9 protein-coding genes are annotated in these 12,048 nt (G+C 57.1%); 6 read left to right on the plus strand and 3 right to left on the minus strand.

What is annotated here, in order from left to right:
• Positions 1–268 precede the first annotated feature (268 nt).
• Positions 269–2,329: an AsmA family protein gene (locus ACCW71_RS17115; RefSeq protein WP_436373445.1), complete on the plus strand. Its 2,061-nt coding sequence runs from the start codon at positions 269–271 to the stop codon at positions 2,327–2,329.
• Here ACCW71_RS17115 and ppiC read toward each other — a convergent pair whose 3' ends face one another.
• Positions 2,330–2,611 (minus strand): peptidylprolyl isomerase PpiC, encoded by a 282-nt coding sequence (gene ppiC / locus ACCW71_RS17120; protein WP_436373447.1) that lies wholly within the window; start codon positions 2,609–2,611, stop codon positions 2,330–2,332. It lies immediately after the preceding gene.
• A 75-nt stretch (positions 2,612–2,686) separates the two neighbouring features.
• Between ppiC and rep the strand changes: the two genes are divergently transcribed.
• The gene (gene rep / locus ACCW71_RS17125) at positions 2,687–4,708 is read left to right on the plus strand and encodes a DNA helicase Rep (RefSeq protein ID WP_436373449.1); all 2,022 of its coding nucleotides are present in this window, start codon (positions 2,687–2,689) and stop codon (positions 4,706–4,708) included.
• Between the two features lie 47 nt (positions 4,709–4,755).
• Here rep and gppA read toward each other — a convergent pair whose 3' ends face one another.
• Positions 4,756–6,240: a guanosine-5'-triphosphate,3'-diphosphate diphosphatase gene (gppA, locus tag ACCW71_RS17130; RefSeq protein WP_436373451.1), complete on the minus strand. Its 1,485-nt coding sequence runs from the start codon at positions 6,238–6,240 to the stop codon at positions 4,756–4,758.
• A gap of 7 nt (positions 6,241–6,247) precedes the next feature.
• Entirely contained in the window at positions 6,248–7,540 is a 1,293-nt protein-coding gene (rhlB, locus tag ACCW71_RS17135; protein WP_436373453.1) for an ATP-dependent RNA helicase RhlB, read from the minus strand.
• A gap of 117 nt (positions 7,541–7,657) precedes the next feature.
• Here rhlB and trxA point away from each other — a divergent pair, with 117 nt between their 5' ends.
• The 4 genes from trxA (at position 7,658) to wzzE (ending at position 12,039) form a co-directional block, all read left to right on the plus strand.
• Positions 7,658–7,990, plus strand: a complete 333-nt coding sequence (gene trxA, locus ACCW71_RS17140; protein WP_436373455.1) for a thioredoxin TrxA — start codon at positions 7,658–7,660, stop codon at positions 7,988–7,990.
• Positions 7,991–8,340: 350 nt separating this feature from the next.
• Positions 8,341–9,600, plus strand: coding sequence for a transcription termination factor Rho (rho, locus tag ACCW71_RS17145; protein WP_031375060.1), 1,260 nt, complete (start codon positions 8,341–8,343; stop codon positions 9,598–9,600).
• A 280-nt stretch (positions 9,601–9,880) separates the two neighbouring features.
• Positions 9,881–10,972 (plus strand): UDP-N-acetylglucosamine--undecaprenyl-phosphate N-acetylglucosaminephosphotransferase, encoded by a 1,092-nt coding sequence (gene wecA / locus ACCW71_RS17150; protein WP_436373457.1) that lies wholly within the window; start codon positions 9,881–9,883, stop codon positions 10,970–10,972.
• Between the two features lie 17 nt (positions 10,973–10,989).
• Positions 10,990–12,039: an ECA polysaccharide chain length modulation protein gene (gene wzzE / locus ACCW71_RS17155; RefSeq protein ID WP_436373459.1), complete on the plus strand. Its 1,050-nt coding sequence runs from the start codon at positions 10,990–10,992 to the stop codon at positions 12,037–12,039.
• The last annotated feature ends 9 nt before the right edge of the window (positions 12,040–12,048 follow it).

The following is a 12,048-nucleotide window of genomic DNA, read 5'->3' on the forward strand; positions in this document are numbered from 1 at the left end:
GTGAAATATCCGGTTAGTCTCGCGTCTGGTATGGCAGACGTCAATGATTTTAAAACGGCGTTTTATTTTAATTGCGAGACCAATCTCACCGGCACCTGCATGCCCGTGAGAGGCTGCCACTCCTGCTGTTCAAATCTGCGCGACAGGGCGGCTGTTTTTCAGCGCCGTTCCCCTTTTCTGAACGAAATCACCTTGCTGTCGCGCTTCCCTGCTCTCCCTGCCTCGACTATCTTTAACGCAGACCCTGAAAGTGCAAGGAGAGAGCATCATGTCGCGAACCGGGAAAATAGTCAGTTGGGTTGTGGGTATTCTGTTGCTGTTGATCGTGGTGATTGTGGTGGTGATCGCGACTTTTGACTGGAATCGCCTGAAGCCTGTCATCAACCAGAAAGTCTCGACGGAATTAAACCGTCCTTTTGCGATACGCGGCGATCTGGGGATCGACTGGGTGCGTAACCGCGACGAGTCGGGCTGGCGGCGCTGGGTGCCGTGGCCGCAGCTGCACGCGGAAGATATTATGCTGGGCAACCCGCCTGGAATTGACGAGGTCACGATGGTGCATCTGCAACGGGCGGATGCCACCCTGGCCCCGCTGGCGCTGCTGCATAAAGAGCTGTTTATCCCGTGGATTAAGTTGCAGCGGCCCGATGCGCGGCTGATCCAGACCGCCGATAAGAAGAATAACTGGACCTTTACCCTCGCCGGCAGCGACAAAGAGGATAAAAGTGCGCCTCCCTCCGCCTGGACATTCCGCCTTGATAACATCCTGTTTGATCAGGGCCAGATCCGCTATCGCGACGCGATTAACCATGCCGACGTGACGGTAGAGGTCAATCCGCTGGGTAAACCGGTGCCCTACGCGCAGATCGCCGGGGGCGACGATAAACAGCAGGGCGCGGGGGACTTTGTCTTTGGCTGGCGGGCCAACGGCAGCTATAACAACGAGAAACTCAGCGGCGAGGGCAAGATTGGCGGGATGCTGTCGCTGCGCAGCCAGAACACCCCGTTCCCGGTGCAGGCCGATCTGCGTAACGGCACTACCCGGGTGCAGGTGACTGGCGGCGTTCAGGACCCGATGAACCTCGGTGGCGTCAATGTGCGGCTGCGCTTTTCAGGCGATACGCTGGCCAATCTCTATGGGCTGACCGGCGTTCTGTTGCCGGATACACCGCCCTATGAAACCGACGGCCACCTGATTGCTAAATTCAGCGGCGAGAAGGGCGCGGTCTACCGCTATGAGAAATTCAACGGACATATTGGCGACAGTGATATTCACGGCTCGCTGATCTACAGCCAGGGCAAACCGCGGCCGACACTCAGCGGTGAACTCTCTTCTGAGCAGCTGCGCATGGCGGATCTGGGACCACTGATTGGCGTGGACTCCGGCAAAGGCAGCGAGAAGACGGCACAGGCCAAAGCCCGGCGTGGGGAGAAGTCGAACCAGCCAGCGGACCGTGTCCTGCCGCACGATAAATTCGAGACCAAAAACTGGGACGTAATGGATGCTGACGTGAAGTTCAGCGGCAAACGTATCGAACACAGCAATTCGCTGCCGTTAAGCGATCTTTATACCCATTTACAGCTGAAGAATGGCAATCTGCTGCTCGATCCGCTGCGCTTTGGTATCGCGGGCGGCAATCTCAACAGTACCATCCGGCTGGAGGGCGATCGCTCGCCGATGCGCGGCCGGGTTGACCTGCATGCGCGCAAGCTGCGCCTGCGTCAGCTCTTCCCCGATGTACAGGCGATGCAGAACAGTCTCGGCCAGCTGAATGGCGATGCCAGCTTTACCGGCACCGGTAACTCTGTGGCCGATCTGCTGGCGACCAGTAACGGGCAACTGAAGCTGCTGATGAATGACGGCCTGATAAGCCGCAGTCTGATGGAGATTGCCGGACTTAACGTCGGTAACTACGTGGTCGGCAAACTGTTCGGCGATGACCAGGTTCGCATTAACTGCGCCGCCACCGATATTAAGCTGCAAAATGGGGTCGCGACGCCGAACCTGTTTGTGTTTGATACCGAGAACGCCGTTATCAATGTGTCAGGTAACGCCAACTTCGCCAATGAGCGTATGGATCTGTCGGTGAACCCGGAGAGCAAAGGGATGCGCGTCTTTACCCTGCGCTCACCGCTCTACGTGCGTGGCACCTTTAAAAATCCCGATGCCGGGGTGAAAACGGGACCGTTGCTGGCCCGTGGTGCCGCCGCCGTGGCGCTGGGCGCCGTGGTCGGGCCGGCGGCCGCGTTGCTGGCACTGATCTCGCCGAGTGATAACGAAGATAACCAGTGCAGCAACGTGTTGCAGCAGATGAAGCAGAAGAAGTAACTAGTTGCGATAGAGCACTTTGATAATGTGATAACCAAAGCCGGTCTTCACCGGCCCGTAAGGCGTCAGCAGCGGGCAGCTAAAGACCGCTTTATCAAAAGCGGGCACCATCTGCCCCTGACGAAATTCCCCCAGCTCGCCCCCCTTACGGCCCGAAGGACAGGTTGAGTGCTTTTTTGCCAGCTGCTGGAAATTGCCGCCCTTCGCCAGTTTCGCCAGGATCTCTTTTGCCAGCGCTTCCTCTTTGACCAGGATGTGTAAAGCCGCCGCGGTTTTCGCCATGTTGGTATCTCGGTTGTGTATAATTGCCGCCCAGTATAAACCCCTTTCTTTTGATTCAATCAGGCGATTTCTCCTATGCGTTTAAACCCCAGCCAACAACGTGCCGTCGAATTTGTTACCGGTCCCTGTCTGGTGCTGGCGGGTGCGGGATCGGGTAAAACCCGCGTCATTACCAATAAAATTGCCCATCTGATTCGGGAATGTGGCTATCAGGCGCGTCATATCGCCGCGGTGACCTTTACCAATAAAGCCTCGCGCGAAATGAAGGAGCGTGTGGCGCAGACGCTGGGCCGCAAAGAGGCGCGCGGCCTGCTGATCTCAACCTTCCATACCCTGGGGCTGGAGATCATCAAGCGCGAAACCGCGGCGCTGGGCATGAAGTCGAACTTCTCGCTGTTCGACGATCAGGATCAGCTCGCCCTGCTGAAAGAGCTGACCAGAGAGTGGCTGGAAGAGGATAAGACGCTGTTGCAGCAGCTGATCTCCACCATCTCAAACTGGAAAAACGACCTGATCGATCCGGCGGGCGCCGCCGCGCTGGCGCGCTCGCAGCAGGATAATATTTTCGCGCACTGCTACGCCCTCTACAGCCAGCATCTCAAATCGTGCAATGTGCTCGATTTTGACGACCTGATCCTGCTGCCGACGCTGCTGTTGCAGCGGAATCTGGAGGTGCGTGAGCGCTGGCAGCAGCGTATCCGCTATCTGCTGGTGGATGAGTATCAGGACACCAACACCAGCCAGTATGAGCTGGTCAAACTGCTGGTGGGGGCGCGGGCGCGGTTTACCGTGGTGGGTGATGATGACCAGTCGATCTACTCCTGGCGCGGCGCGCGCCCGCAGAACCTGGTGCTGCTGAATCAGGATTTCCCGGCGCTGGAGGTGGTGAAACTGGAGCAGAACTATCGCTCTTCGCAGCGCATTCTCAAGGCGGCCAATATCCTGATTGCCAATAACCCGCACGTGTTTGAGAAGCGCCTGTTTTCGGAGCTGGGGCAGGGCAGCGAGCTGAAGGTGCTGACCGCCAACAGCGAGGAGCATGAGGCGGAACGGGTGACCGGCGAGCTGATCGCGCATCACTTTATCAACAAGACCCAGTATAAAGATTACGCGATCCTCTACCGCGGCAACCACCAGTCGCGCACTTTTGAAAAGTTTCTGATGCAGAACCGTATCCCCTATCGCATCTCTGGCGGCACCTCCTTTTTCTCGCGCCCGGAGATTAAAGATCTGCTGGCTTATCTGCGCGTGCTGACCAATCCCGAGGATGACAGCGCCTTTCTGCGCATTGTTAACACGCCGCGCCGCGAGATTGGCCCGGCCACGCTGCAAAAGCTCGGCGAGTGGGCCAATCTGCGTAACAAGAGCCTGTTTAACGCCAGCTTCGATGTTGGCCTGGGGCAGACGCTGAGCGGTCGCGGCCTGGAGCATCTGCAACGGTTTACCCACTGGCTGCATGAGATTATCCAGCTGAGCGAGCGTGAGCCGGTAAACGCGGTGCGCGATTTGATCCGAGGCATCGACTATGAGAGCTGGCTGTTTGAAACCTCCGGCAGCCCGAAAGCGGCCGAAATGCGGATGAAGAACGTCAACACGCTGTTTCAGTGGATGAGCGAAATGCTGGAAGGCAGCGATATTGATGAGCCGATGACGCTGGCGCAGGTGGTGACGCGCTTTACCCTGCGCGACATGATGGAGCGCGGCGAAAGCGAGGAGGAGCTGGATCAGGTGCAGCTGATGACGCTGCACGCCTCGAAAGGGCTGGAGTTCCCCTATGTGTTCCTGGTCGGCATGGAAGAGGGACTGCTGCCGCACCAGAGCAGCATCGATGAGAACAACATCGAAGAGGAGCGCCGCCTCGCGTATGTGGGGATCACACGGGCGCAGAAAGAGCTGACCTTTACCCTGTGCCGTGAGCGCCGACAGTATGGCGAGCTGGTCCGGCCTGAGCCGAGCCGTTTTCTGCTGGAGCTGCCGCAGGACGATCTGCAATGGGAAACCGAGCGCAAGGTGGTCAGCGCGGAAGAGCGGATGAAAACCGGGCAGAGCCGGGTTGCCGGTCTGAAGGCGATGCTGGAGAAGGCGAAAAAGGGCTGAGCCGCTAAAAACGCGGAGGCGAAGGGATTCGCCTCACGCGAGGATCATCACGACAGGGTCAGCGACCAGTGGACATAAGACTGATAGTGGCTCTCCTGCTCCAGCAGCTCGCTGCGCAGCGGATGCGCCTCCAGCCAGCCCGCAGGCAGGGTCAGATGCAGCGCGTCCTCATTGGCCTGAAGCCTGACCGCGGGCAGGGTGTCATCGCGACGGCGGCTGGAGAAGATAATCGCCAGCCGCAGCAGGCGACACATCCGCTCCGCCAGACGCGGCGGCAGGGCGTTCTGCTGGGTCAGCAGCGCTAAATCGATGCTGCCACTCTGGTTTTGCAGCAGACAGGCCAGCAGCTTCTTCTGCGCCGGTGTGAAGCCGGGCAGATCGAGGTGGCTGACCAGATAGGCCGCATGTTGCGGGGCGTGGCGGAAGTCGACGCTCAGGCCAATTTCATGAATGGCGCAGGCGCTCAGCAGCAGCTCGCGACAGCGCTGATCCAGTTTCCACGGTGTGGCAACCTGCCGAAAAAAGCTCTCCGCTAACTGACGCACGCGATCGGCCTGGTCGACGTCGATGCTGAAACGACGCTGGACGTTGTGCAGCGTGCGGGTGCGAATATCGCGGTCGATCGGCAAATGCAGCATGCCGTAGACCAGCCCTTCCCGCAGCGCGCCGCCTGCCAGCGTCATGCTATCAATACCCAGCTCCTGGAAAATGGCGATCAGAATCGACAGGCCGCTGGGGAAAACCAGCGCCCGTTCCAGCGTCAGCCCTTCGATCTCAAGCTCTTCCAGCTTGCCGCACTGAATGGCGCGCTGCTTCAGCTGTTGCAGCTTGTTCAGCGTGATGCGCTCATCCATGCCCTGCGCCACCATGATCTCCTGGAGTGCCTGCACCGTGCCGGATGCCCCGACGCACGCCTGCCAGCCCTGCTGACGCAGCTGCGCCGCCACCGGCTGGACCATCTCACGCGCGGCCTGCTCGGCCTGGTCGAAGTTCTCCTGTGCCAGATGGCGGTCGCTGAAGAAGCGCTCCAGCCAGGTCACACAGCCCATCGACAGGCTGAACAGCACCGAGGCGTGCGATCCATCGCCGCTCGCCAGCTCGGTACTGCCGCCGCCGATGTCGACCACTAAGCGCTGGTCGGAACCGCCGGTGGTGTGCGCCACGCCCTGATAAATCAGGCGCGCTTCCTCTTCACCGCTGATCACGTTGATGCTACAGCCGAGGATCTGTTGTGCGGTGTCGAGGAAGGTCTGCGCGTTCGCCGCCAGACGCAGGGTGGCGGTCGCCACCACGCGGATCTGATCGGGCGGAATATCCTGCAACTGTTCAGAGAAGAGTTTCAGGCACTGCCAGCCTCGCGCCATGGCGTCGGCTGACAGCTGGTTATGCTTATCCAGACCCGCAGCAAGGCGAACCTTGCGCTTGATTTTCGCGATGGTCTGAATCGTGCCAGAGACCTCGCGCACCACCAACATATGAAAGCTGTTAGATCCTAAATCAATCGCTGCATAAAGTGACGATGCGCTTAGCATGGTGAGCTTAACCCGAACGTTTACGGTTGTTGTTGCGTGGTGCACCGCGACGATTGGCGTTATTGCCCCCGCGACGCGGGCCATTGCCCGAGCGGCTGCGTTGCAGACGTTTCGGTGGCGGTAAATCGGTTAACAACGCTTCGCTGCTGTATTTGCTCACCGGAATGCTGTGGCCAATATACTCTTCGATGGAAGGCAGGTTCAGCGCGTACTCTTCACAGGCGAGGCTGATCGAGTGTCCGCTGGCGCCGGCGCGGCCGGTACGACCAATACGGTGGACGTAATCTTCACAATCGTCGGGCAGATCGTAGTTAAAGACGTGCGTCACCGCCGGGATATGCAGGCCACGAGCCGCAACGTCAGTGGCGACCAGAATATCCACATCACCGCGGGTGAAGTCATCCAGGATGCGCAGGCGCTTCTTCTGCGCCACGTCGCCGGTCAGCAGGCCAACACGGTGTCCATCGGCGGCCAGGTGGCCCCAGATGTCTTCGCAGCGGTGCTTGGTGTTGGCGAAGACAATGGCGCGATCCGGCCACTCTTCTTCCAGCAGGGTCTGCAACAGGCGCATTTTCTCTTCGTTAGACGGATAGAAAAGCTCTTCCTGAATGCGATGGCCGGTTTTTTGTTCCGGTTCCACTTCAACATATTCGGCGCTGTTCATGTGCTCAAACGCCAGTTCACGCACGCGGTAGGAGAGCGTGGCCGAGAAGAGCATGCTCAGGCGCTGGGTAGCGGGTGGCATCCGACGGAACAGCCAGCGAATGTCTTTAATAAAGCCGAGATCGAACATGCGATCGGCTTCGTCCAGCACCATCACCTGAATGGCACTGAGGTTAACGTGATTCTGCTTGGCGTAGTCGATCAGACGCCCGGTGGTGGCCACCAGAATATCAACGCCCTGTTCCAGCACTTTCAGCTGTTTATCGTAGCCGTCTCCGCCATAGGCGAGACCCAGTTTCAGGCCGGTTGAGGCGGTAAGAGGTTCGGCATCCGCGTGAATCTGCACAGCAAGTTCGCGCGTCGGCGCAAGAATTAATGCCCGTGGCTGGTTAACCTGACGGTCTTCCGCCGCAGGATGAGAGAGAAGATGATGAAACGTTGACGTCAGAAACGCCATCGTTTTGCCGGTACCGGTTTGCGCCTGGCCTGCGACATCACGCCCTGAAAGCGTAAAAGGCAGAGCTAACGCCTGAATCGGCGTGCAGTATTGAAAGCCTTTGGTATCAAGGGCTTCCACCACTTTTGGGTGCAGGGCGAAGTCGGAAAACTTCTGTTCAGTTAAGTGTGTTTTGCTCATAGTGTGGTAGAATATCAGCTTACTATCGCTTTACGAAAGCGTATCCGATGAAATAAAGTCAACCAACATTGGTATATTTTACGCCAATTCGCCAGGCATAATCTTGTGGAGTAAAACATGAGCAGCGATAAAATCGTTCATCTGACTGATGACAGTTTCGACACCGACGTGCTGAAAGCCGACGGCGTTACACTGGTAGATTTCTGGGCTGAATGGTGTGGTCCTTGCAAAATGATCGCGCCAATCCTTGATGAAGTGGCAGAAGAGTACGATGGCAAGCTGACCGTCGCTAAGCTGAATATTGACGATAACCCAGGCACGGCGCCGAAGTATGGCATTCGTGGTATCCCGACGCTGCTGCTGTTTAAAAATGGCGAAGTCGCCGCGACCAAAGTGGGCGCGCTGTCTAAAGGCCAGCTGAAAGAGTTCCTGAACGCCAACCTGGCGTAATTCAGGGCTGAACGTCTGGCAGTGGTGAATTTATCTCCTGCTGCTGGACGTTCGCTTTCAGGCGTGCTAAGTTACCAATCACTGCATTACGAACTTACCTTGTAGTTAGCATCTAAAGTTTTCCCTTGTTGAACCCTGTCGCACTGTACCTTATAGATAGAACGGTTCAGCAATCTTACGGTTAGCTCCAACTCTGGCATCACAATCGGCCATCTCCTCGCGCACAGGTCGCCATCCCAGACGATGATCGTCGAGAAGAGTCGATAAGAGCCATTAACGGCATGGATTAATTGCCATACCATTCACGACAAACATTTCGAGTATTACCCCGAGTTTAAGAACCCATCACTATGAATCTTACCGAATTAAAGAATACGCCGGTTGCTGAGCTGATTACTCTCGGCGAAAATATGGGGCTGGAAAATCAGGCTCGCATGCGCAAGCAGGACATTATCTTTTCCATCCTGAAGCAGCATGCGAAAAGCGGCGAAGACATCTTCGGTGATGGCGTGCTGGAGATCCTTCAGGATGGATTTGGTTTCCTCCGTTCAGGAGACAGCTCCTACCTCGCCGGTCCTGATGACATCTACGTTTCCCCCAGCCAGATTCGCCGCTTTAACCTCCGCACAGGTGACACCATCTCCGGCAAAATCCGTCCACCAAAAGAGGGTGAACGTTATTTTGCGCTGCTGAAAGTTAATGAAGTTAACTACGACAAGCCGGAAAACGCGCGTAATAAGATTCTGTTCGAAAACCTCACGCCGCTGCACGCGAATAAACGTCTGCGTATGGAACGGGGTAATGGCTCAACGGAAGATTTAACCGCTCGCGTACTGGATCTGGCTTCGCCGATCGGCCGCGGCCAGCGTGGTCTGATTGTGGCACCACCGAAAGCCGGTAAAACCATGCTGTTGCAGAATATCGCGCAGAGCCTGGCGTATAACTACCCGGACTGCACCCTGATGGTGCTGCTGATTGACGAACGCCCGGAAGAAGTGACCGAGATGCAGCGTCTGGTGAAAGGCGAAGTTATCGCGTCCACCTTCGATGAGCCCGCCTCACGCCACGTTCAGGTTGCTGAAATGGTGATTGAGAAGGCCAAGCGTCTGGTTGAGCACAAGAAAGATGTGATCATCCTGCTCGACTCCATTACCCGTCTGGCGCGTGCCTACAACACCGTGGTGCCGGCATCAGGTAAAGTCCTGACCGGTGGTGTGGATGCCAACGCCCTGCATCGTCCAAAGCGTTTCTTTGGTGCTGCACGTAACGTGGAAGAGGGCGGCAGCCTGACCATCATCGCGACCGCGCTGGTTGATACCGGTTCGAAGATGGATGAGGTGATTTACGAAGAGTTTAAAGGTACCGGCAACATGGAACTGCATCTCTCGCGTAAAATCGCTGAAAAACGTGTCTTCCCGGCGATTGATTACAACCGCTCGGGTACCCGTAAAGAAGAGCTGCTCACCTCCCAGGAAGAGCTCCAGAAGATGTGGATCCTGCGTAAGATTATTCACCCGATGGGCGAAATCGACGCGATGGAATTCCTCATCAACAAGCTGGCGATGACCAAAACCAATGACGAATTCTTCGACATGATGAAGCGTTCTTAATCCGGTAGCGCCACGCCGCTCCGCAGATTCGGCTTTTTTAGCCAAAATGCGCAGAAAATTGACCTTACGCCACGCCTCAACGTGGCGTTTTTCATTTCCGGGCTATAGGATTGAACACTGACGGGAGCATTTATAATGACTGTGGTAGCGGTGGCGAATTAATGAACGTTCGTGCATCCCTTTATGCAGAATTCGGAATCCGACGCAGCAATCGGCGCGCTTTTTCGCGTATTGTTGCCCGGGATGTTAGCTGAGAGCGTTTAACGTGAATTTACTCACTATGAGTACTGAGCTTGGTTTAATTTTTCTCTTTTCCCTGGCTTTCCTCTTTTTTGCTCGAAAAGCGGCTAAAAAAATTGGTCTGGTTGATAAGCCTAACTCACGCAAACGCCATCATGGCGCGATTCCGTTGGTGGGCGGCATCTCCGTGTTCGCAGGTATCTGCTTCACCTTTGCGATAACCAACTATTATCTGCCGCACGCGCTACTCTATCTCGGCTGCGCCGGTGTGCTGGTGCTGGTGGGCGCGCTGGACGATCGCTTCGACATCAGCGTGAAAATCCGCGCGGTCGTGCAGGCGATTGTCGCGCTGGTGATGATGTTTGGCGCAAAACTCTATCTGCTCAGCCTGGGCTTTATCGTCGGGCCGTTCGAGCTGATTGTCGGACCCTTTGGCTATGTGCTGACGCTGTTTGCCGTCTGGGCCGCGATCAACGCCTTTAATATGGTGGATGGGATTGATGGTCTGCTGGGCGGACTCTCCTCAGTCACCTTTGCGGCGATGGGGATCATCCTCTACTTCGACGGCCAGACCAGCCTCGCGATGTGGTGTTTTGCGATGATTGCCGCCACGCTGCCCTATATCCTGCTGAACCTCGGCTTTCTCGGCCGCCGCTTCAAAGTCTTTATGGGTGATGCCGGCAGTACCATGATCGGTTTCACCATTATCTGGATCCTGCTGGAAACCACTCAGGGCCTGAGCCATCCCATTACTCCCGTCACCGCGCTGTGGCTGATTGCGATTCCGCTGATGGATATGGTGGCGATTATGTATCGTCGCCTGCGTAAAGGCATGAGTCCGTTCTCGGCTGACCGTCAGCACATCCACCATCTGATCATGCGCGCCGGCTTCAGCTCGCGTCAGGCCTTTGTGCTGATTACCGTGGCGGCGGCGATCCTCGCCGGTATCGGGGTGCTGGGGGAATATCTGGCGTTTATCCCGGAGTGGGTAATGCTGTTGCTGTTCCTCGGGGCCTTTATGGTCTATGGCTACTGCCTGAAACATGCGTGGCGCGTGGCGCGGCGCGTTCGTCGCCTTAAACGTCGTCTGAACCATTATCGCGACGCGAAAAACACATTACCCAAGAGCTGATAAAGGATAACTCTGCCATGCCTTCTGACGTTGTGGACAACGAACTGGATATTCGCGGCTTATGCTGCCGTTTATGGCGTGGCAAACGCTGGATTGTCGGGCTGGCGCTGCTGTTTGCTCTGGTCGCGTGGCTGGCCACGCTGCTGCTGAAACAGGTCTGGAGCACCACCGCGATCACCGATCGCCCGACGGTGAATATGCTGGGCTCCTACTATGCCCAGCAGCAGTTCCTGACCAATCTGGACGCGCGGAATAACGCCCTGACGCTGGCTGCGCCGTCGCCCACGGTGATGGATGAGGTCTATCAGGAGTTCACCATGCAGCTCGCCTCCTGGGATACGCGCCGTGAATTCTGGCAGCAGACCGACTACTACAAGAGCCGTAAAACCGGCAATGCGCACAATGACGCCGCGCTGCTGGACGATATGATCAGCAATATCCTGTTCACGCCAGCCGACGCCGCCCATAACCTGCCTGACAACGTCAAACTCAAAGCGGAAACGGCCAGCGACGCCAATAACCTGCTGCGCCAGTATATCGCCTACGCCAGCGAGCGGGCGGCACGTCATCTGAATGATGAGCTGAAAGGAGCCTGGCGGGCGCGCACCGGCCAGCTGGAGGCGCAGGTGAAACGTCAGGAAGATGTGGCGAACGCGGTGTTCCAGCGTCAGCAGCATCGGCTGGAGCAGGCGCTGAAGATTGCCAGCCAGCAGGGGATCAACGAGAAACAGGCGCGCGAAGCGGGTGAAAACCTGGCGGACAGCGATCTCTTCCTGCTGGGGCAGCCGGTTTTACAGGGACAGCTGGAGACGCTGCGCGCAACCGGCCCCAATTTTGATATTAGCTATGATCAAAACAGGGCGATGCTGACCACGCTTCAGGCCGGTCCGAAGCTGAACAGTCAATTCCAGACTTACCGTTATCTGCGCACACCGGAGGAGCCGGTGTCGCGGGACAGTCCGCGTCGTCTGTTTATGATGATTATGTGGGGTGCCGTTGGGGCATTAACAGGCGCGGGTGTCGCGCTGGCACGTCGTCCGCGTCTGATACCAGACGCGCATGATTGAGAGAAACAG

The organism is Pantoea sp. C2G6 (assembly GCF_051336815.1).
Lineage (GTDB): Bacteria > Pseudomonadota > Gammaproteobacteria > Enterobacterales > Enterobacteriaceae > Pantoea.